The sequence below is a fragment of the Vibrio sinaloensis DSM 21326 genome, from assembly GCF_000189275.1.
GTDB classification, from domain to species: Bacteria; Pseudomonadota; Gammaproteobacteria; order Enterobacterales; family Vibrionaceae; genus Vibrio; species Vibrio sinaloensis.
Genome location: NZ_AEVT01000062.1, coordinates 1 through 26,124 on the forward strand (window position 1 = coordinate 1; position 26,124 = coordinate 26,124).

Here is a 26,124-nt window from a genome sequence, read left to right on the forward strand (position 1 = left end):
AAAAAGGTCGCCTTAGCGACCTTTTTTATTATGAGTTGAATACGCGGTTATTTGCGTGGTAGCTCAATTTTACGCTCTTCAGTTTGACGGTAAAGAACCAGTGTCTTACCAATAACTTGTACTTTTTCCGCTTCAGTTTCACGGATGATTGCGTCGATAATTAGGCTTTTCGTCTCTCGATCTTCTGATGCCACTTTCACTTTAATCAGTTCATGGTGGTTAAGTGCGATCTCAATTTCCGCTAGAACAGCTTCAGTTAGTCCATTTGCGCCCATAAGCACAACAGGTTTTAGACTGTGCGCTAGGCCTTTTAGATGCTGCTTTTGTTTCGTGCTTAGGTTCATTACGCGGCCAATTTTCTTTAAAATAAGGGTTGAAAAAAGCTATTTTAACGCCATCTATTGCTGAAGACTATAATTTATTGAGTAATAGGTTCGGCCTATTAAAACAATAGCTCCTATTTGTGCGTTATTGGGATTAAAATGAGTAAACAAAAACATTCTGCTAGCTCTGGTCGCTGGTTGAAAGAACACTTTGATGATAAATACGCAAACGAAGCGCGCAAAAAAGGCTATCGTTCACGTGCTTACTTCAAGATGGAAGAGATCCAAACCAAAGATAAACTACTAAAACCTGGTATGACAGTGGTTGATTTGGGAGCTGCCCCAGGTGGTTGGTCTCAATATGCTGCTAAGATTATTGGTGAAGATGGGCAAATCATTGCATGTGATCTGCTTCCTATGGATCCGATTGCGGGTGTGAGCTTTCTTCAAGGGGACTTTCGAGAAGACGCTGTGCTAGAAGCCTTACTCGAAAGAATTCAACCTTCGATGGTCGATGTGGTGATGTCAGATATGGCACCGAACATCGCTGGAAACAACTCAGTAGATCAGCCACGAGCGATGTATTTAGTTGAATTGGCTTTAGATATGTGTCGACAAGTTCTAGCACCAAATGGTAGCTTTGTTGTGAAAGTATTCCAGGGTGAAGGCTTCGATCAATTCGTAAAAGAAATCCGAGACACGTTTAAAGTCGTAAAAATTAGAAAACCTGACTCATCGCGAGCTCGCTCAAGAGAAGTCTTCGTTGTAGCCACTGGTTACAAAGGTTAACTATTTTGCCCTCAGAGAGGCAAATTAACACTATAGCTACAGGTCATAAACTGTAGTACCCTACCTTTAATTACAATTAGTTATCGAGAGGCTGACACCTTGAGTGACATGGCAAAAAATTTAATTCTGTGGCTTGTTATCGCCGTCGTATTGATGTCGGTATTCCAGAGCTTTGGCCCTGGGGAAAGTAATGGCAGAGCGGTGGACTACACCACGTTTGTACAGGAAGTTGGCCAAGGCCAGATTCAGGAAGCAACTTTTAAAGACGGTGAAATTACTTTCATGCGTCGTGGCGGCGGCGCGCGTCATGTTACATACATGCCAGTCTACGACCAAAAGCTCCTTGATGACCTAATTAATCAGAATGTGAAAGTACAAGGCACACCTCCAGAGGAGCAAAGCCTACTGGGTACTATCTTCATTTCTTGGTTCCCAATGATCTTACTGATTGGTGTATGGATTTTCTTCATGCGTCAGATGCAAGGCGGCGGCGGTAAAGGCGCTATGTCTTTTGGTAAGAGCAAAGCTCGTATGATGAGTGAAGAGCAAATTAAGACGACTTTTGCTGACGTTGCTGGTTGTGACGAGGCAAAAGAAGATGTGAAAGAGCTAGTTGACTACCTACGTGATCCGAGCCGTTTCCAAAAGCTTGGCGGTAAGATCCCAACGGGTGTTCTAATGGTTGGTCCTCCTGGTACCGGTAAAACCTTACTTGCCAAGGCCATTGCGGGTGAAGCGAAAGTACCGTTCTTTACTATTTCAGGTTCTGACTTCGTAGAAATGTTTGTTGGTGTTGGTGCGTCTCGTGTACGTGACATGTTCGAACAAGCCAAAAAAGCAGCGCCTTGTATCATCTTTATCGATGAGATCGATGCGGTAGGTCGCCAACGTGGCGCTGGTGTTGGTGGTGGTCACGATGAACGTGAGCAAACATTGAACCAAATGCTGGTTGAAATGGATGGTTTCGAGGGTAACGAAGGTATTATCGTTATTGCAGCAACTAACCGTCCAGACGTACTAGACCCAGCACTGCTTCGTCCGGGTCGTTTTGACCGTCAAGTCGTTGTTGGTCTTCCTGACGTTCGCGGTCGTGAGCAGATCCTTAAAGTACACATGCGCAAAGTACCTCTAGCAGGTGACGTAGAGCCTTCTCTTATCGCACGTGGTACACCGGGATTCTCTGGTGCAGATCTAGCAAACCTTGTGAACGAAGCAGCGCTATTTGCCGCTCGTGGTAACAAGCGTAATGTTTCTATGGTTGAGTTTGAACTGGCTAAAGATAAGATCATGATGGGTGCAGAGCGCCGTTCAATGGTCATGTCGGAAGAGATCAAAGAATCAACTGCGTACCACGAAGCGGGTCACGCGATTGTTGGTCGCTTAGTGCCTGAACACGATCCAGTGTACAAGGTATCGATCATTCCACGTGGCCGCGCGTTGGGTGTGACTATGTACCTTCCAGAGCAAGACCGCGTGAGTATGTCTCGCCAGCACCTAGAATCTATGGTTTCTAGCTTATATGGCGGCCGTCTAGCGGAAGAGCTTATCTATGGTGCTGATAAAGTATCGACAGGTGCATCTAACGATATCGAACGTGCGACAGATATTGCGCGTAAGATGGTGACTCAGTGGGGCTTCTCTGAAAAGCTTGGTCCACTTCTATACGCTGAGGAAGAAGGTGAAGTCTTCTTGGGCCGCAGTGTAACTCAGACAAAACATATGTCTGATGACACAGCGAAGCTTATTGATGACGAAGTTCGTACCATTATTGATCGCAACTACGCTCGTGCTAAACAGATCCTTGAAGATAACATGGATATCATGCACGCAATGAAAGATGCGTTAATGAAGTACGAAACCATCGATGCAGGCCAGATTGACGATCTTATGGAGCGTAAGTCTGACATTCGTGAGCCAGCAGGTTGGGGTGATAACCAAAACAAGCCAGAAGCGAAGCCTGAAGAAAAAGCGGAAGCAAAGCCTGAGGACCAGGATGTTGAACCAAAAGTGGATGAACAACCTACTTCTCAAGAAAGCAACTCAGCAGAAGCGACAGAGAAGAAAGACTCTGAATAATATCGTTTGATTAAAATAAACCCCGGGGCAACTCGGGGTTTTTGTATTTATTATGATAATTACTGCAAATAATAAATCCCTTGATCTCTCCACTCCTCAGGTCATGGGTATACTCAACGTCACGCCTGATTCCTTCTCAGATGGAGGAAAGTTTAATTCCCTAGATAATGCGCTTCGTCAAGCCGAAACGATGATAGAGGCAGGTGTCACTATTATTGATATCGGTGGTGAATCCACTCGTCCAGGTGCGCCAGATGTCGCTCTTGAAGAAGAGCTGCAACGCGTTATTCCTGTGATTAAAGCGATTCGTCAGCAGCATGATGTTTGGATCTCCATTGATACCAGTAAAGCTGAAGTTATGAGGCAAGCTGCGCTCGCGGGGGCGGATATTATTAATGATGTTCGTGCTCTCCAAGAACCACAGGCATTGGAAGTCGCTGCTCAAACAGGTTTGCCTATTTGCTTGATGCATATGCAGGGGCAGCCTAGAACGATGCAAGCGAATCCGCACTATGGCGACTTGCTTAAAGAAGTCGGTGAGTTTCTCGAGCAGCGTATTGCTGCGTGCGAGAGTGTAGGAATTGGTAGGAATCAATTGATTCTCGATCCAGGCTTTGGTTTTGGTAAGACGATTGAGCATAATTACCAAATGTTGGCGCACTTAGAGCAATTTCATCAATTTGGTTTACCAATATTGGCGGGAATGTCTCGTAAATCGATGCTGTTTAAGCTATTAGAAAAAACACCAGCAGAATGTGTAGCTGCCAGTGTGAGTTGTGCCACGATAGCCGCGATGAAAGGGGCTCAGATCATTCGCGTCCACGATTTTGAACAAACGCTTGATGCAATAAAGATAGTTTCAATGGTTCAAGCTAACCGTTGAAAAGCATAAAAATATAAAGGAATAATCATGTCTAACAAAAGACGTTACTTTGGTACCGATGGTGTACGTGGCAAAGTTGGCCAATACCCAATTACTCCTGACTTTGTACTAAAACTTGGCTGGGCTGCAGGCAGAGTACTTGCCAAGCAAGGCACTAAGAAAGTGATCATTGGTAAAGATACACGTATCTCAGGTTACATGCTTGAGTCAGCGCTAGAGGCCGGACTTGCAGCGGCAGGTTTGAAGGCAACCTTTACTGGACCTATGCCGACTCCTGCGGTCGCGTATCTCACCCAAACGTTCCGCGCAGAAGCGGGAATCGTTATTTCAGCCTCACATAACCCTTATTACGATAATGGTATCAAGTTCTTCTCTTCTGAAGGTACTAAGTTGCCAGACGACATCGAACTAGCGATCGAAGCTGAACTGGACAAAGAAATCGAATGTGTTGAGTCTGCAGAGCTAGGTAAAGCGACTCGCTTAAATGATGCTGCCGGACGTTACATCGAGTTCTGTAAGAGTACTTTCCCATCAGAGCTTAGCTTAGCGGGTATGAAGATTGTGGTTGATTGTGCTCATGGTGCGACTTACCACATTGCTCCTGCTGTATTTAGTGAGCTTGGTGCAGACGTTATCGCAATGGGTGTTGAGCCAAATGGTACCAATATTAACGATAAAGTTGGTGCAACGGACGTGCGTGCACTGCAAGAGCGAGTTGTGGCTGAACAAGCCGCGTTAGGCTTAGCATTTGATGGTGATGGCGACCGAATTATTATGGTTGATCATCTGGGCAATAAGATTGATGGCGACCAGATTGCTTATATTATTGCACGTGATGCTCTTCGTCGCGGAGAGTTGAAAGGTGGCGTTGTTGGCACGCTTATGACCAATTTGGGTATGGAAAATGGTCTTAAGCAACTTGGTATTCCGTTCGTACGTGCTGCGGTTGGCGACCGATATGTCATGGAGCAGTTGCTCGAAAAAGGTTGGAAGATCGGTGCTGAAAACTCAGGCCACGTTATCCTGCTGGATAAAGTCACCACTGGTGATGCTATTGTCGCTGCCTTACAAGTTCTAGCGTCTGTTGTGGGCAGTGATATGACGTTACATGACCTTTCACAAGGTATGTCGTTGTACCCACAAGTACTTGAGAATGTACGTTTCTCTGGTGATAGCAACCCATTGGAAGCCGATGCTGTTAAAGCATCTGTTGTCGAAGTTGAAGCTGAGCTTGGCGAAAAAGGTCGAGTATTGCTGCGAAAATCAGGTACTGAGCCGTTGATCCGAGTCATGGTTGAAGGTGAAGATGCTGAGTTGGTTCAATCCTCTGCACTGAAGATTGCCGAAGCGGTTAAAGCCAGTTTCTAACGCTTTGAAGCCATGAGAAGCCGCCATTTAAGGCGGCTTTTTTGTTGCCTAGTAAGGGCTTTAAAGGCAGCGCTTAATTCAACCCTAGACAACAAGTACTCAATAATAGGAGAGAGTTGGCACTGCTTTATGTTAGCATCCGTATGTGAGTAAAAACGATATGATTTGGTATGTCACACCGCGAATTACACTACTTAGATGAAATGGGTATTCAGTGCTATGAACTGATACACCCTCAACGGCTGGATAATGCCCCAAACGAACAACTTATGTTGCCTGAATCATGCCATATGTTGTTGGTATCTCCAGAGTGCCCACAAGGTAAACTCGCATTGCTCTTTGAACGGGTGTTAAAAACCGTCAAGCTTGACCTTAGCCAAGCGCTGCACATCTATCCAGAGCAATACGCGCAATTAGCTAAGCCTCACAGCGGGTGGATTTGGTTTGCTGGTTGCGAAGCAAAAGAGAGTGAGCAGGGCAGCGTGCTGGTTTCTCCGATGCTTAACCAAATCGATGGTAATAACGAACAGCGCCGTGCGTTGTGGCAGCAAATTCAAAAGTATCAAACATCATGATAATCACCCCCCTTGCGAAACAGCATTTAGAGCAGGTCTATCGTATTGAATGTCTTGCTCATTCTCATCCTTGGTCTGAGTCCTTAATTGGTGACATTAACAGTCGTGGCGCGTTCCATCATGTCATGTTGGAACAAGATAAAGTGGTGGGGTATTTCTACGCACAGAACATTGTCGGCGAAGTGACGTTACTCAATATCGCAGTGGATCCTACTCTACAAGGTAAAGGGTATGGTAAAGCTCTGCTCACCGCTCTGGTTGAGATGTCTGAGCAGCAACGAGCAGAGAGTATCTGGCTTGAAGTAAGAGAAAGTAACCGGAGCGCGTTTGGTTTATATCAAACGATAGGTTTTAACGAAGTTGACAGACGCATCAACTACTACCCAACCCAGTCGGGCAAAGAAGATGCGATTATAATGAGCTACCTACTATTATAGGTAGCGTTAAATGGTTACTTTTGTATTGCTTTGATAGGCTGAGTATCGTCTACCGGGTAGTGATTACGCTCGAATCGCTCATTCAGTTCGCTGGCCTGCAGAGGTTTATCGAAAAGATAGCCTTGGAACTGATCACAACCTAGCTCCTTGAGCGTATTCAACTCATTACAATCTTCTACCCCTTCAGCAATGACTTCAAGGTTGAGTCGTTTGGCAGTCATTATGATGGTATCAACAATCGCTTGATCGCTCTCATCTAAGTGCAATTGAGTAACAAACGATCGGTCAATTTTGAGGACATCAACCGCCAAGTGTTTGAGGTACTTTAATGATGAGTAGCCGGTACCAAAATCATCGATAGAGGTTTTAAGGTCATACTCTTTAAGTTTGACCATTTTTTGGATCGCATTCTCAACGTTCTCTAGCAATAAATTCTCAGTAATTTCTAACTCAATATGCTCCCCACTAATGCCCGCTTGGGTTAATGCGTCACTAATGTGTTCAACAAAACTGTCTTGGGAAAACTGCAATGGACTGATATTAATCGCTAGACGACGGAAAGTTTCCGGTAAGATGCCTTGTTTTTTCCAGCTTGCGTATTGGTAGCAGGCTTTTTCAATAATCCAATTGCCGATTTGTAAGATCTGGCCAGTCTCTTCTGCGATTGGCATAAATACGCCCGGAGGTAGAACGCCACGATCAGGGTGATTCCAACGTATCAAGGCTTCAACTCCTATGATTTGATGTTCACTGTTGACCTGAGGTTGGTAATAGAGCTCCAGTTGCCCTTTGTTGATCGCTTCATGCAGCCCTTTTTCGATCTCCAAGTAAGATTCAACTTGAGCCTGCATTTCAGGTTCGTAGAACATGTACTTGTTTCTACCCCCGACCTTGGCTCGGTAAAGCGCGGTGTCAGCTTGGCGAAGTACATCGATATTAGTGCCTCCAACAGAAGGGAAAACTGCGATCCCAACACTGACTGAGCAATAGAGCTGGTGATCATCAATCGAATAAGGGTTAGAAATTAAGGCGAGCAGCTGTTGAGCAAGTTCACGAGCCTTATCCGAAGAGGTATGGGGAAGGAGAATCGCGAACTCGTCGCCACCAATGCGAGCTGCGGTGTAATCATCTTTAACCCAAGCTTCAATACGCATCGAGATGGCCTTGAGCAGATGGTCGCCTATGGTATGACCGAGTGAGTCGTTGATGGTTTTAAAGCGATCCAAATCTAAATAGAACAGAGCGCCGCTTTCACTTTTCAAATTGGCGCGATCAATCTCTTTGCCAAGTAGCTGCAACAACAAGCTGCGGTTAGCTAACCCAGTGAGTGAGTCATAGTAGGCGAGCTGGTTGAGCTTTGCTTCGGCTGCTTCTCTATCTTTCCATAATGTATGGAAGGTCTTTGCCAAATGTCCTAGCTCATCATCTCGATACTGAGTTGGTGGTGGAAGGGTGCCATTCTTGTTGTTTTGCAGTGACCGTACCCACTCAATCAGGGTAACCAAAGGCTTTGATAACTTCTGGTAAAAGAAGAACAGTAGTATCGAAGTCAGCAATATGTTTCGAAACAGGTCAAACAATAAAATTTTGCTGGTTTTGGCGATAAATTCCTTGGCGATGTTTGCCCCGTTGACGGAAAAGGCCAGTGTGCCAACGACGACATGCGAGTTAGGCTGATGCAGTTCGGTAGTATAGACCGGCGTTCGGGGCGTCAAATAACTGGATAAGGCTTCGGTAAAGCCGCCTTGTAATGAAATGCTCTGCTCTTTCAACGTCAGGATATCGCCGAAATCATCCACGATCTCTACTTTGTAAATGGCAGTATCCATCATCAAGCTCGAGGCAACCTGTTCAGCAAGCAGTTGATTCAGGTGATAGGCCGCTTGACTCGCGTTCGAATAGTTCTGCAGCAACTTGAATTGATAATGTTCTTCGATACGCTTTTGCTCCTGATGGAGATCCACCAAGATATGGTAAAAGCTGAAACATACCCCTAAAAGAACAGAGACTAAAAAGACCGTTTTAGCTTGTCTGAAGGCTAATGAATTTATCTTTTGGCTTTTCGGCATAGTTGTATCAAGTTCCCTCTACTCCTTTAGTTATAGCCTATATTTATTGATATTTTAATCTGTATGAAAAATGGTGGGATTAGAGCGCCATTTTTGTCGTTGAAGTTGCCCCTCAAGAGAATATAAGAGAGAATACCGCGCAAAATTGAATCGAACGACCAGAACTATCAGCGTAACTGATTTTTTCGTTCTGGTAACCAGACAGTAGAAGATCTTTTGATGTCAAATACAGCTTTTCTTGGTGAAGTGTCAAAACGACGTACTTTCGCCATCATCTCGCACCCGGATGCGGGTAAAACCACCATTACTGAAAAAGTACTACTTTTCGGAAACGCAATCCAAAAAGCAGGTACGGTTAAAGGTCGTGGTAATGCAACACACGCGAAATCTGACTGGATGGAGATGGAGAAAGAGCGTGGTATTTCTGTAACGACTTCTGTTATGCAGTTCCCATACAATGATTGCCTTGTAAACCTGCTCGATACTCCAGGACACGAAGACTTCTCAGAAGATACTTACCGTACATTGACGGCTGTTGACTCATGTCTAATGGTTATCGATGCGGCGAAAGGTGTCGAGGACCGTACTCGTAAGTTGATGGAAGTAACCCGTTTACGTGATACGCCAATTGTCACCTTCATGAACAAGTTGGACCGTGATGTACGCGATCCAATGGAAGTGTTGGACGAAGTTGAAAGCGAACTGGGTATGGCGTGTGCGCCAATCTCTTGGCCGATCGGTTGTGGTAAAGAGTTTAAAGGTGTTTACCATATCCATCGTGACGAAACGATTTTGTACGAATCAGGCCATGGTCACGAGATTCAAGAAGTTCGCATCATTAAAGGGTTAGATAATCCAGAGCTTGATGAGAAAGTCGGTGCAGATTTAGCCGAAAGTGTTCGTGAAGAGCTAGAGCTGGTCATGGGGGCATGCCCAGAGTTTGATCTTGAATTGTTCCTTGCGGGTGAGCTTACGCCGGTTTACTTCGGTACAGCATTGGGTAACTTTGGTGTGGATCACATGCTAGATGGCCTGACAAAGTGGGCGCCAGCACCTAAGAACCGTCAAGCAGTTGAGCGTGATGTTGAAGCGACAGAAGAAGACTTCTCTGGCTTTGTCTTCAAGATCCAAGCAAACATGGACCCGAAACACCGTGACCGTATTGCTTTCATGCGTATCGTTTCTGGTACGTATAAACAAGGCATGAAGATGAACCACGTTCGTACCGGTAAGAAAGTCAGTATCTCAGATGCCGTTACCTTTATGGCGGGTGACCGTTCTCGTGCAGAGAATGCTTTCGCGGGTGACATCATAGGTTTACATAACCACGGTACCATCCAGATCGGTGATACCTTCACACAAGGTGAGTCTCTTAAATTCTCTGGTATTCCAAACTTCGCACCTGAACTGTTCCGTCGTATTCGTCTAAAAGATCCATTGAAGCAGAAGCAGCTACTAAAAGGTCTGGTTCAGTTATCTGAAGAAGGTGCCGTACAGGTGTTCCGTCCACTGCAAAACAACGACCTTATTGTAGGTGCGGTTGGTGTGCTTCAGTTTGATGTGGTTGTAGCGCGTCTGAAAGCTGAATACAACGTAGAAGCAATCTATGAAGGCGTTAACGTAGCAACAGCACGTTGGGTTGAGTGTGGTGATGCGAAGAAGCTGGATGAGTTCCAGCGTAAGAACCAAGCTAACCTAGCATTAGATGGTGGTGATAACCTGTCGTACATTGCGCCAACGATGGTCAACTTGAATCTAGCGAAAGAGCGTTTTCCAGAGGTTGAGTTCCGCGCGACTCGCGAACACTAATACTCTTCATATTTGAAGCTCTGGCAGCGTTAACTTCACTCCTCCACCCCAGCCACATAGCGTACTATGCTCCTGGGGGCGGATTCTCTCGTTGCCTTGCTCTCACAACAAATGTTTTGAAGATGGAGTGAGAAGGTGCTCATGGGGCTGAATTTGCTTGTTGCCTTGTTCTAACCCCAACTACTTAGAAGACTCTTAAAAAGACCGCTTTATTAAGGCGGTCTTTTTTTTTGTGTCGTTCCTTAGAGCGACAAAGGAGAGAGTAAGGAATCTCTCAAAGCGACTCGCTATCTTGATGGCCCCTTACTCGTTCGTACTTCACTCTTAAGGATGATGCTGTTCTCGTTGGTTTTTGTATGTGCTTTGCAAAAAGAAAGGGTTGATGCTTTCACATCAACCCTTTTTGGTTATATCGAATCAAGACGTTACTTTTTCTTTTTCGCGACTTTCTTCTTACCTTTCGCCGCTACTTTTTCTTGTCGTCTTTCTTTTTGTTCTTCTTCTTAAACACTGGTTTTTTGTGTTTAGGGCGCATCTCTTTGATGAAGCGCTCTTTGATATCTTCTTTTACGTAACGAGCTACACGATCCATCATTGGTTGATCGTGTGCTTCGACGAGTGAGACCGCATTTCCTTTTTTACCGGCGCGTGCAGTACGACCAATACGATGCAGGTAGACGTCAGCGCTGCGCGGCATGTCATAGTTAATCACGTGGCTCACATCTGGAAGGTCGATACCGCGAGCTGCCACGTCGGTAGCTAATAGGACATTAACAGTGCCGTCACGGAAACGAGCAATGGCGTTGTTACGACGGTCTTGTGGCATTTCGCCTTGGATCCAAGCACAGGGTACTTGAGCGGCTTCGAGTTGAGCGCGAAGTTCGCCAAGACGTTCACGAGTTTTAAGGAATACGATCGTGCGGTCTGCTTGCTCTGTGATGATGTGCTTTAGCAACTCAAACTTGTGCTGCATGTCGTCGGCACGGTGGTACCACTGAGCGATCTTCTTACGCTCACGACGTGAAGGCTCGGCATCAATTTCAGCAGGATCTTTAAGTAGATCCGCAGTGAAACCTTCAACACCTTTACCCTCAAGCGTTGCTGAGTATAGGTGTGTTTGTTTGCGCCAGCGGCACTCTGAAGATAAGCGATCAACCGTTGGGCCAAATCCCATATCTAACATGCGGTCAGCTTCATCTAGGATAAGCCACTCAATCGCGCGGCAATCGAAACGTTCTGCGTTGATGTACTCCATCAAGCGTCCAGGTGTTGCAACGACGACATCTTGTGTTTTACCTAAAATATCCGCGTGCTCTTGGTATTGAACACCACCTGTGATGGTAAAGATATTAAGCTTGGTGTGTTTAGCTAACGCGCGCGCTTGCTCAGCGACTTGCATGGCTAGCTCTCGCGTCGGCGTTAAAATCAACACACGAGCAGGTCCCGGCTTACGGCGAGGGAAGTCTTGTAGATATTGAAGTGCTGGCAATACAAATGCAGCGGTCTTACCTGTACCAGTAGGTGCCGATGCCAGAATATCGCGGCCATCTAATGCTTGTGGAATGGCCTCAGCCTGAATTTGTGTAGGGCGGTCATAACCCATTTCTTCGATTGCGAGGAGTAGGTTAGGGTCTAACTCTAATTCAGCAAAATTTCTGATCACTATGATGTCTCCACAAGCCAGTTGGGTGAGCGGTAATTTTTAGGGGTCGTATTATAGTGCTAACGGTGATAAGGATCACACGTTATTTTCTACATCTTGAGATAAAAGTCCTTAGTAAGCTCAACAAAGGCTTGGCTGTACTGATTTTCGGCATGGATCGTTAACTGCTGACGCTGAATCGGATCTGCTTGTTTTCCAAGTTGGATCAGGAGTCGATGTACAGCTTTGTTCTCTGTCGGTTTGATGGAACATTGCCTTTGCAAATGCCACCCTGATGCTAATGCAATTTCAATAAACCTTTCCCCTTCGACGATTGGAAGCACAAATGATGCTTTACCGGTTTGGGTTAACAACTCCCAACAGCGCTGCAGTAGGCTTACGTGGCTAAGGGTATTTGTGTGCCGCGCAGTTGCTCTTGCGCTATTTTCGGATTGTTCACCCGAATTGAAGTAGGGGGGATTACATATGATGGTGTCAAAACAATGATCAAATGGGTGTTGAAGCACATTCCCCTTATGCAAAGTGATACGCTGCGACCATGGTGATGTGGAGAAGTTCGACCGAGCGGCTTCTAGGGCATGGCGATCTATATCAATAGCGTCGACGGCAATGTTGCTGCTTCGTTGGCAGCACATTAGCGCAAGTAACCCTGTACCAGTGCCAATATCAAGCACAGCGTTAGCGGTATTCAGATCAGTCCAAGCACCTAAAAGAACCCCATCGGTACTCACCGGCATACCGGAAAAGCCACCACTGATGGCAAACTGTTTGAATTTAAAGTCTTTTGTTTTCTTTCGCTTCACGACTAAATATTGCTCTAAATTTACTCTATTTGTGAGTGATTATATCCATTGTTAACCAATTGTATGGTTAATTGTTCGGTTTGTGTTGTGTAATTTTTTCTGAATGATCAAAATTAAATTCCATTGGTTATTTCCAACTTAGAGAATAACACTGCTTAATCGCTCTTAATGTAAATTTATATGGTGTTTTTCCCTTTAAGGTTGCGAATAGGTGAGTGTTTGGTCATTATGCGTGGCTAAATTTATAGATTGAGCCGCAAAATTTGCGCGCTTGGCATGCACAACATCAATTAAATTATAACTAAAGGGTCAGACAGTGAATCAGACTTTAAAATTAACAGATATCATTGCGGTAGGCTTTATGCTTTTCGCCTTTTTCTTAGGTGCAGGTAACATCATATTTCCTCCTCTAGCGGGTCAGCTAGCAGGTGAGAATCTAGTTCCTGCTATGACAGGTTTTTTGCTAACGGCGGTAGGTCTCCCTCTTATTACTATCGTTGCTATTGCCGTAGCTGGTGGCTCATGGGATCAACTGACTAAAGATCTACCTAAACGTGCAGCGATGACGATCGCGGTACTGATCTTTATTATCATTGGCCCTGCTTTTGCGGCACCTCGTACTGGATTGGTTGCCTATGAAATGGCGATTAAACCATTTTTTGTTGATGCAGCGCAGATGCATTTAACCATGTTCTCTATTTTGTTTTTTGCGGTGGCAATGTCTTTTGCTTGGTCCCAAGGCAAATTGATTGATGTGATTGGTAAGATTCTAACGCCAGTACTTTTCTTAGGCCTAATTGTGCTTGCAGTCGCGGTATTTATTGATCCTCAAGGCGAAATGATTGCCGCACAAGGTGAGTATTTGTCTCACCCACTGCAAAAAGGCTTCCTTGAGGGTTACAACACGATGGATACTTTCGCGTCGCTCATGTTCGGTGGCTTAATTGTTGATGCTTTGCGCAAGAAAGGTATTCAAGAACAAAAAGCGACAGCTAAGTATCTGATTAGTGCGGCATGTGTTGCGGCAGTTGGTCTAGCGTTTGTATACGTGTCACTGTTTTATCTTGGAGCGACCAGTGCTGCGGTAGCTGCTGGGGCTGATAACGGCGGTGCGATTCTTAGCCTGTACGTTCAATCTCTATTTGGTCCTTATGGTCAAATCGTACTGTCAGTGATTGTTCTTCTTGCTTGTTTGACGACCGCGATTGGTATTATCTCTGCGTGTTCTGATTACTTCAGTTCAATCACACCAATCAGCTATAAAGCTTGGGTCGTTATCATTGGTACGGCATGTGCGACAGTGGCTAACGTAGGTCTATCGCAGCTTATCTCCCTATCTGTGCCGGTACTGTTTGCCCTATACCCAGTCGCGATTGCTTTGGTCGCGCTAACGTTTGTTCGAAACAAACTACCAAACCCTCAAATGGCTTATCGAGTTGTCATTCTCGTTTCGCTACTTTTTGCATTGATTGATGCGGCGAAAGTTGCAGGTGTTGATGTTTCAGCATTTAGCATGTTACCGCTATTTGAGGTGGGCATGGGATGGTTGTTACCAACGGCGGCGGCTATCGTATGTATGTTTTTTGTTGGTAAATCTCAAACCACTTCACTAGCAGAAGAAACAGCATAATCACTCACAGCTGTTGAATCTCTAATCCCCTGTCCTGCAAGGCGCGACAGGGGATTTTTTTATTTGATGGATTTTTATTCGTCATCAAAATATTCCTGTATCTTCGTCACACTTTTGAGTACAATTCTCCGGTTAAATTCTACTCATAAATGTTGAGCAAACATGTTTGAAATCAATCCTATTAAAAACCGCCTTAAGGACGTGTCTGAGCGCACAAATGTCCTGAGGGGGTACCTTTGACTATGACGCTAAGCAAGAGCGTCTAGAAGAAGTCAACGCAGAACTAGAACAACCGGATGTGTGGAACGAGCCTGAGCGAGCGCAAGCGCTAGGTAAAGAGCGTTCTGCCCTAGAAGCAGTTGTGGAAACGATTGATCAACTTGAGCAAGGTGTAGAGGACGTTGATGGTCTTTTAGAGCTTGCGGTTGAAGAAGAAGATCAAGAAACATTCGATGAAATTGAGCCAGAGCTTGCGGAGCTGGAATCTAAGCTTGAAAAGCTGGAGTTTCGTCGTATGTTCTCGGGTGATCATGATGCTTCAGACTGTTACATTGATCTACAGTCAGGCTCTGGTGGTACAGAAGCGCAAGATTGGACATCAATGATGCTGCGTATGTACCTACGTTGGGCCGAAGCAAAAGGCTTTAAGACTGAAGTGATCGAAGTGTCTGAAGGTGAAGTCGCTGGCCTGAAAGGGGCAACGGTTAAGATCTCTGGCGAGTACGCTTACGGTTGGTTACGCACTGAGACAGGTGTTCACCGTCTTGTTCGTAAATCACCATTTGACTCTAGTGGTCGTCGTCATACTTCGTTTGCATCTGCGTTTATCTACCCAGAGATTGATGACAACATTCAGATCGATATTAACCCTTCTGATTTACGTATTGACGTATACCGTGCATCTGGCGCAGGTGGTCAGCACGTAAACACCACAGAATCAGCGGTTCGTATTACTCACGTACCAACCAACACTGTGGTTCAATGTCAGAACGATCGTTCTCAGCATAAGAACAAAGACCAAGCGATGAAGCAGCTTCGAGCGAAGCTATTTGAATTAGAGATTCAAAAGCAAAACGCAGAGAAGCAAGCGAACGAAGATGCTAAATCTGACATCGGTTGGGGTAGCCAAATCCGCTCTTACGTATTGGATGACTCACGCATCAAAGATCTACGTACAGGCGTTGAAAACCGCAATACGCAAGCGGTACTTGATGGCGATCTAGACAAATTTATCGAAGCTAGCCTGAAGTCAGGTCTTTAAGCTTTTCACCGACACTCAAAAATAGAAACAGGATACATCGAAAATGACTGATGCTGTTCAAAACGATATTCAACAAGAAGAAAACAAGCTGATTGCTGAGCGCCGCGCTAAACTGGACGAGATCCGTAAAAGCTGCAAAGCAAATGGCCACCCAAACGACTTCCGTCGTGACGCACTAGCGGGCGACCTTCAAAAAGAGTTCGGTGAGAAGACGAAGGAAGAGCTAGAAGAGCTTAACCATGTCGTAGCGATCGCTGGTCGTATCATGGCTAAACGTGGTCCTTTCCTCGTGATTCAAGAGACGTCAGGTCGTATTCAAGCATACGCAGCGAAAGACGTTCAGAAAGCGCTAAAAGAGAAGTACCAAGGTCTAGATATCGGTGACATCATCGGTGTGAAAGGTGCACTTCACAAGTCTGGTAAGGGCGACCTTTACGTAAATATGGAAGAGTATGAACTGCTAACGAAAGCACTTCGTCCACTGCCAGAGAAGTTCCACGGCCTAACTGACCAAGAGATGCGTTACCGTCAGCGTTACGTTGACCTGATCGTAAACCAAGACTCTCGTGAAGCGTTCATCATTCGCTCGAAGCTTGTGTCTTCTATCCGTAACTTCATGAGCTCTAAAGGTTACCTAGAAGTTGAAACACCAATGATGCACGTGATCCCTGGTGGTGCAACGGCTCGTCCATTTATCACTCACCACAACGCACTCGACATCGACATGTACCTACGTGTTGCACCTGAGCTTTACCTTAAGCGTCTTGTGGTTGGTGGTTTTGATCGTGTATTCGAGATCAACCGTAACTTCCGTAACGAAGGTCTTTCACCGCGCCACAACCCAGAATTCACTATGATGGAATTCTACCAAGCGTACTCAGACTACAAAGATCTGATGGATCTGACCGAAGAGATGCTAAGCACAGTCGCGATGGACGTTCTAGGTTCGACTTCTATGCCTTACGGTGAAGAGACCGTTGAATTTGGCGGCACTTACGCACGTATGAGCATGTTTGAAGCGATCAAACACTACAATCCAGACCACGCTGAGATCCAAGCATTGACAGAAGCGGATCTGCAAGACCGTGAGAAGATGGTCGCTATCGCGAAATCGGTACACGTAGAAGTAGAAACATTCTGGACATGTGGTCAGCTTCTGGAAGAGATCTTTGGTGAAACAGCTGAGCCTCAGCTAATTCAACCAACGTTCATTACCGGTTATCCTGCAGATATCTCACCTCTAGCACGTCGTAGCGATGACAACCCATTCTTTACTGACCGTTTCGAGTTCTTTATCGGTGGTCGTGAAGTTGCGAACGGTTTCTCTGAGCTTAACGATGCAGAAGACCAAGATGCGCGCTTTAAAGCTCAGGTTGACGCAAAAGACGCAGGTGACGATGAGGCTATGTACTATGATGCAGATTACATCACAGCACTTGAGCACGGCCTGCCACCGACAGCTGGTCAAGGTATCGGTATTGACCGTTTAGCGATGTTGTTCACCAACACGCATACCATCCGTGATGTCATCCTCTTCCCAGCGATGCGTCCTCAAGCTTAACTTTGATTGTAAGCAAGTTCTGATTATCAAAAGCCACCTTAGGGTGGCTTTTATTTCTTTTGCTTAGCCACTTTTAGTTAATGTATTCTTACCACGTGATCAAACCTAAGTTGCAATTTGCTTAATTATTAGTACATTAGCGAGGCTTCACATTGATTGGCTTGCTCTACTTCGACACTCTCTCTTCGGTTTCTACTTTAATCGTATGGTGTTTTTAGTGCCAATATTCTTTGATTTCCCTCCCACAACGAGTGGAAAAAAAGCGAAGCAGCCTATAGTCTTACTAGTGAGACAGATTCTCTGGCCGAGTCTCTATAATGTAACCATTCAGATTTAGGTGTCTTTTGTTGCACTACATTCGTTTTATCAATAGTAAGGAATAAGCCGTATGGGTAATCAGTTCCGCATGGATTCTGTTCCAGGATCTCTTATTGTCGTAGGGGGAACCTATGAACCATGGCTTTCAGTGTTAGAACAAGTTGGTTGGAGATGCACACAGTGTGCAGACTTGCGTAAAGCAGATGCACTTTTTGCGGAAACAGGTCCTTGTATAGGTATCGTAGATTTAAGTCACGATGAGTTTAGCCTTAATGGTATTGCAAATTTAGTAAGTAATCACAAGCAAGTTCGTTGGTTAGCGTTTATTCGCGAATCCCAGCTAAGTTCTGATACGATCTGCCAATTTATCGTGAACTTCTGTATTGATTTCTTCACCGCACCCATTCCCGATGCACAACTTTTGGGGACGATTGGTCACCAGTTGGGCATGCTCAAACTGGAAAAGAAAGTCTGGCCACATTATGGCGACAACAGTGATATGGGGCTGATTGGCGATTCAATACCAATGAAGCGTCTGCGTGATCAAATTAAGCGTATCGGCCCAACAGACGTGAGCATTCTTATCTACGGAGAGAGTGGTACAGGTAAAGAGACGGTCGCCCGTGCGGTACATAAGACTTCATCGAGAGCGAATAAAGAATTCATCTCAGTCAATTGTCGAGCGATGTCTGAGAGACGTATCGAAAGTGATTTGTTTGGTATTAATCGTGAAGATATCAGTGAACCGTCGATTCTAGAAAAAGCCGATGGCGGGACTATCTTACTGAATGATATCCTCACTTTGCCTAAATCACAGCAAGTGAACTTATTACGTTTTTTACAAGAGGGTACGGTAGATACTGCGAATGGTCGTAAAGAGATTGATGTTCGTATCTTAGCGGCAAACTCAGCAGATATTGAGAAAGCGCTTATCGATGGAGACTTCAACGAAGAGCTTTACCACTACATTAATGTATTGCGTATTAACGTTCCTAGTTTGAAAGAACGTGCAGGCGATATTGCGATTTTGGCTCGCCATTTCTTGCAGGAGTATTCCAAAGAATACAACGCTCAGGCCCGTAGCTTCACTGAAGACGCGGCTCGTTCATTGACTCGTTACCACTGGCCGGGCAATGTTCGTGAGCTAATGAACCAGATAAAGCGCGTAGTGTTGATGTCTGATACGGTCATGCTGGACGATGAACATCTAGACTTACCTAAGCGAAGTGACGGCAAGCGCAGTTTGAAGAGCATTCGTGAGCGTAGTGAACGCGATGCGTTATTACTGGTTCTAGAGTCGCATTCAGGGCAAGTGTCAATGGCGGCCAAAGAGCTGGGTGTCTCTCGTGCTACTATGTATCGTTTATTAAACAAACATAACCTAATTAGTGATGCAACCGTATAACTGATTGTTTTGTTAGTAAAAAGCCACGCTGATTAGTGTGGCTTTTTTTGTTTGTATGCCAAATTATCTACTGATAGGGGCATATAGCGCTTGGGAATATCTTATGTTTGTCGATACGATTGGTTTATTTTTAGCGTAAAAGTTTGTTTTATAAATAAAGGACATAAAGCGGTTGAATTTACTCTTGTGATGGTTAGAATTTAATCGTGAGCACAAGCTCATATTTCATACACTTTTTCGGATTAATACCAGCTAGGAGGCGCACCATGAAACATTCCAATGTTATCTCAATCACACGTGCGTCTCGCGATCTTACTGCCTTTACCATGGTAGCGGCTAACGCCAAAAGCGTTAATCGAGATCGTAAGTCTCAACTAGTTATCTAATTAATCCGTAATCAATTTAACTGTAATTGGCTGCGGAAAAGCGGCGAATTACGGATCTACCTATCTAAGATAACCCCCTATATTCGTTGATCTTTTCTCAGCTTTCTTTCGACTGGAGAAAAATCATGAGTCACTCTGTATATCTAAAACTTGCCACAGTATTGGTAAAAGCGGATCTTCGCCGTGAAGAACGTGAATGGAAACGCCGTGTAAGACGTAGCCGCCACGATATTCCTTGGGAAAACGCGCACCTATTGAGAGACATTGGTCTTGAAGAGGATGGTCGTGTTATTGGTCTTCGTGAGCCAGAAAGTGTTACCGCTGAGCGCCGTATTCGTCATCTTCGTCGTGTGCTAAGTGCTCGAATACCAACGTAATCAAAGGGCTGGTTCGCTTCGCCAGCCCTATTAACTAATGTCAGTAATAGATTTACTGATTTCTAAGGGCAAGGATTGGAGTATGTCGTCCCAATCTCCTGCAACCCCTGAAGCAACTCATCACTTAATACGACGTCTAAACTATCAATATTGGATTTCAGTTGTTCCATGTTTGTCGCACCAATAATATTGGCTGCGACAAACGGACGCTGATTGACAAACGCTAGAGCCATTTGAGCAGGATCTAATCCATGCTCGCGAGCAAGGTTCACGTATGCTTGCGTCGCGTTAAGCCCCTGTGGCGTGAAATAACGCACGAAGCGATCAAACAAGGTACAACGAGCTCCATCTGGGCGTGCGCCGTTGAGGTATTTACCGCTCAAACAGCCAAATGCGAGTGGCGAATAGGCGAGTAGCTTAACCCCTTCATAGTGGCTAATCTCAGACAAGCCAACCTCAAAACTACGATTGAGTAAGTTGTATGGGTTTTGAATAGAGACAATTCGAGGTAACTCGTGCTTCTCGGCCAATCTGAGTAAACTCATTACACCCCAAGGTGTTTCATTTGAGACGCCAATATAGCGAACTTTCCCCACTTTAATCAGTTCTGCTAGTGCTTCTAGCGTTTCTATTAAAGTCACTTCCTCTTGCTCGGTTGGGTACGGATAGTTGAGCTGGCCAAAGCAGTTGGTCTGTCGTTGTGGCCAATGAATTTGGTAAAGATCAACATAGTCGGTTTGTAACCTTGCCAAACTATTATCGATGGCCAGATGGATATTGCGTCGATCCAAGCTCATGTTATCGCGGATATAGGGTAGGTTACGTGGCCCTGCGACCTTAGTTGCGACGACCACTTTCTCGCGCTTATCTGAATGTTTTAGCCAATTACCAATGTACTGCTCTGTTAAGCCCTGACTCTCTTTGGTGGGCGGGACAGGGTACATTTCCGCAGTATCAATGAAATTGACCCCTCTTTCTAATGCGTAGTCCAGTTGGCTGAATGCTTCTTGCTGATTGTTTTGGGCGCCAAAGGTCATGGTACCAAGGCATATTTTGCTCACCTCAAGTGTCGAGTGAGGTAACTTGTTGTATTGCATAAGCCTTCCTTGCTGTCTTTGTTATTGTCATTCCAATATAGGGGAATTAACAAATGGAAGGAATGCGTATCAATAACAATTTCGCAAATTTGGCTCAGTTGTCTACTATTGAAGTGTGGAGGTGAGCAATGAAAATGACACAACTAGACAAATGGATCCACGGCTACCATAAGGATTCTTATCAACCCCCTAAGGTATTTGTGATTGGTTGTTCTGACCTGTCTCATTACTTACTGGCAGTAGAATATAAGCATAAGTTGGAACCGCTTCGAGTAGACGACGAACCGGTTCATTTTGAGTCGCTAGAAAGAGTGAAAGAAGAGCTAACTAGGTTGGGTGTAGAGCGAGCTTATTTGCGATTACACAATGCTTATGATGAATGTGGAGCTGGTGATGGCCCACTGTATCAGGATGTCGAGCTTTCTCTCGCGACTCATTAAACAAAGTGCTGTTCGAGTAGCTTAGCGGTAAATTGTGTACGTAGATAGAAGCCTCTAGGGCGGGTTTTTATATGCTTACCGCTGGCGCCATAGGCTTCGGTCAACACGCGCCCATTTGCTGCTTTGGGCCTTAGTTGGAGCACTTCACCATGACGGGCTGTGATTTGCTCTACTTGACCCACCACGATCATTTCCATCAGCTCTTCCCAATCGGTTTTGAGCTGGTGTTCTTGCGCTTCTGTTGGCGACCAGATCAGAGGGGACCCAACTCTGCGCTGCGACAATGGAATTTCTCTCTCTCCTTCGACTGGAACCCAAAGCACCCGTGAGAGTTTGTTTCGCACGTGACTGTTTTCCCATCTTAGGCCTTGCACACCGACCAGCGGAGCAACGCAAACAAACGTGGTTTCAAGTGGTTTACCCGTATAACTGATCGGGATTGTTTTGAGTTCAATACCTAATTGTTCAAAATCTTGTTGCGGCTTGCTGCCCGCTGTTGCGCCTAAGTGCCATTCTAACAATTGACCCACCCAGCCTTTATCGCGTCTTAAATCAGGCGGAACGTCCATTCCAGCTTCTAAGGCTAATTCAGCAAAAGAAAGCCCAGCGACGTTTCGGGCCCGCTCTAATAACTCAGCTTCTGATTTTGGCTCTGGTTTCATAACGATCTTTGTTTGATGACTAACAGGCCGCATTATACTTGAAATGATTTTAATTGTGACTGACTGAAGTTTGATCATCTTGGTTAAAAGATCATCTTTGCTAAGGTTATCCACAGCTTGGGAGGGTAATTTGCGTAAATGTTTGGTGTATGTATGAATAAACAGTGCTTTTAAGGTGATATTTTGCTTGATCTCTGCGGGTAAAATTGCATTCAAGGATGAGTTTTGTGGATAAAAGCGGTGGTGGTTGATCTTTGACCGATCTGCGGTGGAGCGTATTTTAGAGAGACTTAGAAACGTTTATTGCTAAGGGTTGTTGTGTAAAGTGATGATTTTTAATGAATTTGTTTTTAATGCCTTTATGGCTAATGTTGTTTTTATCAGCACTTGTTTGTTAAATGATCACTTGAACGCTAATTTTTCACATGGTTATACACAGAAAAGGTGAATAAATGTGGGCTATGTCTCACACTGATGTGAATAACCATGAGTTTGGTGAAAAGTTATCCATATTGCGGTTGGTGAGCGATATTTTCTGCCTCTATCACACTAGTAAGTTTGCTCCGATTGGGGATATGTGGAAAAATCACTGTAATTAAAGATTTTATTAGAGGTTGGCCAGTGATAGATGGCGATGGTTACCGCTTAAATGTGGGTATTGTAATCTGTAACAACCATGGTCAGGTCTTCTGGGCTAAACGATACGGACAACACTCGTGGCAATTTCCTCAGGGAGGAATTGATGAAGGTGAAACTCCCGAACAAGCGATGTATCGGGAGTTATATGAAGAGGTTGGTCTTACTAAAAAAGACGTCAAAATTGTAGCGACAAGTCGTCATTGGTTAAGGTACAAGTTACCCAAACGCCTTGTCCGCTGGGATTCTAAACCTGTTTGTATCGGTCAAAAACAGAAATGGTTTCTGCTGCGACTTGATTGTGATGAATCAAGGATCAATATGCTGCGCGGTAGTTCCCCTGAGTTCGATGGTTGGCGTTGGGTGAGTTATTGGTACCCTGTGCGACAAGTAGTCTCTTTCAAGCGTGATGTATATCGTCGAGCGATGAAGGAGTTTGCATCGATGGCAATGCCATTCAAAGAGCGTAGAGCGAAGAGTAAACGCAAACATAGACGAGGATAGGCATGCTTTCTCAACTAAGGGAAATAGTTGAACAGGTTTCTAAAGTCGAAGATGTTCATCAGGCTTTGGATATTTTGGTTAAGCAAACATGCAGTGCGATGAGCACTGAATGTTGTACTGTCTATCTTGCTAACGAAGAAATGCAGCGCCTAGAACTTATGGCAACTCAGGGGCTGCGTTTTAAAGGCGATAAAATTCGCATTGGGTTTAATGAAGGTCTAGTTGGCCTAGTCAAGCGTAGTGCCGAACCTTTAAATATCGCTGAAGCCTCCAAACACCCTAACTTCAAATATTTCTCTGAGCTTGGTGAAGAAGTCTACCAAAGCTTTCTCGGCACGCCGATTATTTACCGTAAGCAAGTCCTAGGCGTACTGGTCGTGCAGCAAAAAGCCTCTCGCCAATTCGATGAAATGGAAGAGTCTTTTCTGGTCACGCTCGCTGCTCAGCTGGCGGTTATCATCGCTCATGCTCAGACGCAAGGGCATTGGCGTTTAGAGAAAAAACAGCTCGCGATTCGCGGTGTACCTGCATCTAGTGGTGTGGCAATTGGCGAATTTTGGCTTGATGATACTCAGCCTGAACTTGCTGATGTCTACCCAGCCTCGACGTTAGATATTGAGCGTGAGCAGGAATGGCTAGTGCTTGCGATAGAAGCGGCGTTAAGTGATTTCCGCCGTATGCGTAAGAAACTAGACAGCGAGATCAATAAAGATGCACTCGCCATTTTTGACCTGTTTACTCACTTGCTCAATGACCCAATGTTACGCAAGGACCTCAAAACCCAGATCCAAAAAGGTGATCGTGCTGATTGGGCGCTGCGACAGGTCGTTGAGAGCTACTCCAATCGCTTTGCTCGGATGTCCGATGTCTATTTGCGCGAGCGGGCGCAAGATATTCGTGAGCTAGGTCAGCGCTTACTTTATTTCCTCCATAATACAGAGAAAGAACAACCCACTCTCGATAAACCAGTGATATTGGTTGTCCGCGAGCTTACGGCGACAATCTTGGCGTCCATTCCTAAAGACAAGTTACTGGCGGTTGTATCCCTAGAAGGTGCGGCTAACTCTCATGCGGCTATCTTGTCGCGTGCATTGGGAATACCTGCAGTAATGGGAGCCAACGTTAATCTTAAAAACATCAGCGGAAAGCGTGGTGTGGTTGATGGCTACAGCGGTAAGATTCTGGTTTCTCCGAGTCGTCAGCTACTTAGAGCTTACAAGTCTTTGGTGAATGAAGAACGCGAGTTGGCTACCATGGTCAACCAGCGTATCTTAGAACCAGCCTGTACCCGAGATGATCAGCGGATTGAGATCATGCTGAACGCTGGTTTGAGTGCGGACGCTAACATTGCGGTCAACCAAGGGGTCGATGGTGTTGGTTTATATCGCACCGAGATCTCTTTTTTACTCCAACATAGATTTCCGTCAGAAGACGAGCAAACACTGCAATATCAAGCGGTGCTGAATACCTATCCGGACAAACGTGTCGTGATGCGTACCCTAGATGTCGGTGGTGACAAAGCTCTGCCTTATCTACCGATTGAAGAAGATAATCCATTTTTAGGTTGGCGCGGCATCCGATTTACATTAGATCACCCAGATATTTTTCTAATGCAGATACGAGCTATGATGCGAGCAAGTGCAGAAAGCCAGAATCTCAGCATATTGTTGCCAATGGTTTCAGGGGCGCAAGAGCTGGATGATGCCATTGACTTGATTGAACGTGCGTATCAAGAAGTCTCACAACTGGATGAACGGATTCAGATGCCAGAAATTGGTGTGATGATCGAAGTGCCCTCGATGATTTACCTATTGCCTCTGATTGCGGAGAAAGTCGATTTTGTCTCGATAGGCACCAATGACTTAACTCAATACCTTCTGGCGGTTGATCGTAACAATGCCAGAGTCTCGGATGTTTATGAGTCTATGCACCCTGCGGTGATTATGGCTTTGAATCACATTCAACAAATGTGTCAGCAGCTAAACCTGCCTGTCTGTATTTGTGGGGAGTTGGCTGGTGATCCGATTGGTGCGTTACTTATGGTCGGTCTAGGTTATCGAAGTTTAAGTATGAACACGTCAAACGTTGCTAAGGTTAAGTACTTACTTAGACATACAGACAGCGCTGAGCTTAAGCAACTGGCTGATAAAGCTCTAGTTCAGCCATATGGCAATGATATATACACAATGATGCAAACCTTTATGGAAGAGAAAGGATTTGCAGGCTTTATTCGTGCAGGTAAACGATAGGATTAATAGTGAACATAGAATTTTTACTGCTTTTGCTACTGCTAGGTAGTGTCGTCGGCATTATGGCCGGATTATTAGGCATAGGCGGAGGCTTGATTGTTGTTCCTGCATTGATGTTTTTGTTGCCTATGGCTGGTATTGAACCGAGCATTGCCATGCAGATCGCGCTGGCAACGTCGCTTGCTTCCATCATCGTGACTTCCGGCTCTTCCGCTTATAACCACTTCAAACTGGGCAATGTTGATATGTTCGTGGTTAAGTGGTTGATGCCAGGAGTTGTTATTGGTGGTTTCTTGGGCGCTAATGTCGCGGAATGGATTCCTTCTCAGTATTTACCTAAAGTCTTCGGTGTCATTGTGCTGTGTTTGGCAGTTCAGATGCTGTTTTCAATCCGTGGTAAGAGTCAACGTCAGATGCCAGGAAGCGGTGCAACGATGTCGATTGGAACAGGTATTGGCATGATATCGAGTTTGGCTGGAATCGGCGGTGGTTCGCTATCGGTGCCTTTCCTTAATCGTCATGGCATTGAAATGCGTAAAGCGGTGGGATCGTCTTCTGTGTGCGGTTGTTTCATTGCTTTATCGGGCATGCTGGGTTTTATTTTTCATGGTTATAAAGCAGAGGCGCTACCGGCTTATAGTCTTGGCTACGTTTATTTACCGGCCTTAATTGGCATCACCTCGACATCTATGTTAACGACTCGCATAGGAGCTCGATTAGCGTCGACCATGCCGACAGCAACATTGAAAAAAATCTTTGCGCTATTTTTAATGTTTGTCGCTGGAACTATGTTACTGTGATGC

General features: G+C 45.2%; 21 protein-coding genes and 1 pseudogene. 16 read left to right on the top strand and 6 right to left on the bottom strand.

Annotated features, from left to right (window positions below; genetic code table 11):
- Positions 1-47 precede the first annotated feature (47 nt).
- Complete coding sequence (gene yhbY / locus RH45_RS11005; RefSeq protein WP_008077066.1) at positions 48-344, bottom strand: ribosome assembly RNA-binding protein YhbY; 297 nt, start codon at positions 342-344, stop codon at positions 48-50.
- 138 nt (positions 345-482) lie between these two features.
- On the opposite strand from yhbY, the gene rlmE reads away from it, so the two are divergent.
- The 6 genes from rlmE (at position 483) to rimI (ending at position 6,451) form a co-directional block, all read left to right on the top strand.
- Positions 483-1,112 (top strand): 23S rRNA (uridine(2552)-2'-O)-methyltransferase RlmE, encoded by a 630-nt coding sequence (gene rlmE, locus RH45_RS11010; protein ID WP_008077068.1) that lies wholly within the window; start codon positions 483-485, stop codon positions 1,110-1,112.
- 108 nt (positions 1,113-1,220) lie between these two features.
- Complete coding sequence (gene ftsH / locus RH45_RS11015) at positions 1,221-3,188, top strand: ATP-dependent zinc metalloprotease FtsH (protein WP_008077070.1); 1,968 nt, start codon at positions 1,221-1,223, stop codon at positions 3,186-3,188.
- A 52-nt stretch (positions 3,189-3,240) separates the two neighbouring features.
- Positions 3,241-4,071 carry a dihydropteroate synthase gene (gene folP / locus RH45_RS11020; RefSeq protein WP_008077072.1) on the top strand — a complete coding sequence of 277 codons (831 nt, stop codon included), beginning with the start codon at positions 3,241-3,243 and terminating at the stop codon, positions 4,069-4,071.
- Positions 4,072-4,098: 27 nt separating this feature from the next.
- The gene (gene glmM / locus RH45_RS11025) at positions 4,099-5,439 is read left to right on the top strand and encodes a phosphoglucosamine mutase (RefSeq protein WP_008077074.1); all 1,341 of its coding nucleotides are present in this window, start codon (positions 4,099-4,101) and stop codon (positions 5,437-5,439) included.
- 170 nt (positions 5,440-5,609) lie between these two features.
- On the top strand, positions 5,610-6,014 hold the full coding sequence (locus RH45_RS11030; protein ID WP_008077076.1) for a DNA polymerase III subunit psi: 405 nt from the start codon (positions 5,610-5,612) through the stop codon (positions 6,012-6,014).
- Positions 6,011-6,451 (top strand): ribosomal protein S18-alanine N-acetyltransferase, encoded by a 441-nt coding sequence (gene rimI, locus RH45_RS11035; RefSeq protein ID WP_008077089.1) that lies wholly within the window; start codon positions 6,011-6,013, stop codon positions 6,449-6,451. Before RH45_RS11030 ends, rimI begins: the two co-directional genes overlap by 4 nt.
- Positions 6,452-6,465: 14 nt before the next feature.
- Here rimI and RH45_RS11040 read toward each other — a convergent pair whose 3' ends face one another.
- Positions 6,466-8,520 (bottom strand): putative bifunctional diguanylate cyclase/phosphodiesterase, encoded by a 2,055-nt coding sequence (locus RH45_RS11040; RefSeq protein WP_008077092.1) that lies wholly within the window; start codon positions 8,518-8,520, stop codon positions 6,466-6,468.
- 219 nt (positions 8,521-8,739) lie between these two features.
- Between RH45_RS11040 and prfC the strand changes: the two genes are divergently transcribed.
- Positions 8,740-10,329: a peptide chain release factor 3 gene (gene prfC / locus RH45_RS11045; RefSeq protein WP_008077094.1), complete on the top strand. Its 1,590-nt coding sequence runs from the start codon at positions 8,740-8,742 to the stop codon at positions 10,327-10,329.
- A gap of 425 nt (positions 10,330-10,754) precedes the next feature.
- Here the strand turns inward: prfC and srmB are convergent.
- Both srmB and RH45_RS11055 read right to left on the bottom strand, forming a co-directional pair.
- Positions 10,755-11,992 (bottom strand): annotated as a pseudogene (gene srmB / locus RH45_RS11050) (ATP-dependent RNA helicase SrmB).
- A gap of 89 nt (positions 11,993-12,081) precedes the next feature.
- Positions 12,082-12,795: a tRNA1(Val) (adenine(37)-N6)-methyltransferase gene (locus RH45_RS11055; RefSeq protein WP_008077099.1), complete on the bottom strand. Its 714-nt coding sequence runs from the start codon at positions 12,793-12,795 to the stop codon at positions 12,082-12,084.
- 316 nt (positions 12,796-13,111) lie between these two features.
- Between RH45_RS11055 and brnQ the strand changes: the two genes are divergently transcribed.
- The 5 genes from brnQ to RH45_RS11080 all read left to right on the top strand — a co-directional run bounded on the left by brnQ (position 13,112) and on the right by RH45_RS11080 (position 19,733).
- The gene (brnQ, locus tag RH45_RS11060) at positions 13,112-14,425 is read left to right on the top strand and encodes a branched-chain amino acid transport system II carrier protein (protein WP_008077107.1); all 1,314 of its coding nucleotides are present in this window, start codon (positions 13,112-13,114) and stop codon (positions 14,423-14,425) included.
- A 162-nt stretch (positions 14,426-14,587) separates the two neighbouring features.
- Positions 14,588-15,686, top strand: a protein-coding gene (gene prfB, locus RH45_RS11065) for a peptide chain release factor 2 (RefSeq protein ID WP_100086097.1) whose coding sequence is annotated in 2 segments (ribosomal slippage) — positions 14,588-14,662 and positions 14,664-15,686 — 1,098 coding nt in all. Because the reading frame shifts where the segments join, the coding sequence is not laid out codon by codon here.
- Positions 15,687-15,729: 43 nt separating this feature from the next.
- A complete protein-coding gene (gene lysS, locus RH45_RS11070) occupies positions 15,730-17,247 on the top strand; it encodes a lysine--tRNA ligase (RefSeq protein WP_008077118.1) in 1,518 nt (505 codons plus the stop codon).
- A 388-nt stretch (positions 17,248-17,635) separates the two neighbouring features.
- A complete protein-coding gene (gene vpsR / locus RH45_RS11075; protein ID WP_008077120.1) occupies positions 17,636-18,970 on the top strand; it encodes a cyclic-di-GMP-binding transcriptional regulator VpsR in 1,335 nt (444 codons plus the stop codon).
- Positions 18,971-19,481: 511 nt separating this feature from the next.
- Entirely contained in the window at positions 19,482-19,733 is a 252-nt protein-coding gene (locus RH45_RS11080; RefSeq protein WP_008077127.1) for a hypothetical protein, read from the top strand.
- Positions 19,734-19,795: 62 nt separating this feature from the next.
- Here the strand turns inward: RH45_RS11080 and RH45_RS11085 are convergent, their stop codons facing one another.
- Positions 19,796-20,830, bottom strand: coding sequence for an NADP(H)-dependent aldo-keto reductase (locus RH45_RS11085; protein WP_008077129.1), 1,035 nt, complete (start codon positions 20,828-20,830; stop codon positions 19,796-19,798).
- 128 nt (positions 20,831-20,958) lie between these two features.
- Here RH45_RS11085 and RH45_RS11090 point away from each other — a divergent pair, with 128 nt between their 5' ends.
- A complete protein-coding gene (locus RH45_RS11090; protein ID WP_008077131.1) occupies positions 20,959-21,270 on the top strand; it encodes a DUF6482 family protein in 312 nt (103 codons plus the stop codon).
- On the opposite strand, the gene mutH is transcribed toward RH45_RS11090, so the two are convergent.
- A complete protein-coding gene (gene mutH / locus RH45_RS11095; protein ID WP_008077132.1) occupies positions 21,267-21,932 on the bottom strand; it encodes a DNA mismatch repair endonuclease MutH in 666 nt (221 codons plus the stop codon). The two genes, RH45_RS11090 and mutH, sit on opposite strands and share 4 nt — an antisense overlap.
- 621 nt (positions 21,933-22,553) lie before the next feature.
- Between mutH and rppH the strand changes: the two genes are divergently transcribed.
- Genes rppH through RH45_RS11110 form a run of 3 tightly spaced genes read left to right on the top strand, consistent with a single transcriptional unit; the run spans position 22,554 to position 26,121 of the window.
- A complete protein-coding gene (rppH, locus tag RH45_RS11100) occupies positions 22,554-23,072 on the top strand; it encodes an RNA pyrophosphohydrolase (RefSeq protein ID WP_008077134.1) in 519 nt (172 codons plus the stop codon).
- A 2-nt stretch (positions 23,073-23,074) separates the two neighbouring features.
- A complete protein-coding gene (gene ptsP / locus RH45_RS11105) occupies positions 23,075-25,321 on the top strand; it encodes a phosphoenolpyruvate--protein phosphotransferase (RefSeq protein WP_008077136.1) in 2,247 nt (748 codons plus the stop codon).
- An 8-nt stretch (positions 25,322-25,329) separates the two neighbouring features.
- Positions 25,330-26,121: a sulfite exporter TauE/SafE family protein gene (locus RH45_RS11110; RefSeq protein ID WP_008077138.1), complete on the top strand. Its 792-nt coding sequence runs from the start codon at positions 25,330-25,332 to the stop codon at positions 26,119-26,121.
- The last annotated feature ends 3 nt before the right edge of the window (positions 26,122-26,124 follow it).

Bases quoted from the DNA above. Each gene is read 5' to 3' on its own strand.
- RH45_RS11090 (WP_008077131.1), top strand. From the start codon at position 20,959: ATGAAAATGACACAACTAGACAAATGGATCCACGGCTACCATAAGGAT.
- glmM (WP_008077074.1), top strand. From the start codon at position 4,099: ATGTCTAACAAAAGACGTTACTTTGGTACCGATGGTGTACGTGGCAAA.
- rlmE (WP_008077068.1), top strand. From the start codon at position 483: ATGAGTAAACAAAAACATTCTGCTAGCTCTGGTCGCTGGTTGAAAGAA.
- vpsR (WP_008077120.1), top strand. From the start codon at position 17,636: ATGGGTAATCAGTTCCGCATGGATTCTGTTCCAGGATCTCTTATTGTC.
- RH45_RS11085 (WP_008077129.1), bottom strand. From the start codon at position 20,830: ATGCAATACAACAAGTTACCTCACTCGACACTTGAGGTGAGCAAAATA.
- prfC (WP_008077094.1), top strand. From the start codon at position 8,740: ATGTCAAATACAGCTTTTCTTGGTGAAGTGTCAAAACGACGTACTTTC.
- rimI (WP_008077089.1), top strand. From the start codon at position 6,011: ATGATAATCACCCCCCTTGCGAAACAGCATTTAGAGCAGGTCTATCGT.
- ftsH (WP_008077070.1), top strand. From the start codon at position 1,221: ATGGCAAAAAATTTAATTCTGTGGCTTGTTATCGCCGTCGTATTGATG.
- folP (WP_008077072.1), top strand. From the start codon at position 3,241: ATGATAATTACTGCAAATAATAAATCCCTTGATCTCTCCACTCCTCAG.
- mutH (WP_008077132.1), bottom strand. From the start codon at position 21,932: ATGAAACCAGAGCCAAAATCAGAAGCTGAGTTATTAGAGCGGGCCCGA.
- yhbY (WP_008077066.1), bottom strand. From the start codon at position 344: ATGAACCTAAGCACGAAACAAAAGCAGCATCTAAAAGGCCTAGCGCAC.
- RH45_RS11040 (WP_008077092.1), bottom strand. From the start codon at position 8,520: ATGCCGAAAAGCCAAAAGATAAATTCATTAGCCTTCAGACAAGCTAAA.
- RH45_RS11030 (WP_008077076.1), top strand. From the start codon at position 5,610: ATGTCACACCGCGAATTACACTACTTAGATGAAATGGGTATTCAGTGC.
- RH45_RS11080 (WP_008077127.1), top strand. From the start codon at position 19,482: ATGAGTCACTCTGTATATCTAAAACTTGCCACAGTATTGGTAAAAGCG.
- lysS (WP_008077118.1), top strand. From the start codon at position 15,730: ATGACTGATGCTGTTCAAAACGATATTCAACAAGAAGAAAACAAGCTG.
- ptsP (WP_008077136.1), top strand. From the start codon at position 23,075: ATGCTTTCTCAACTAAGGGAAATAGTTGAACAGGTTTCTAAAGTCGAA.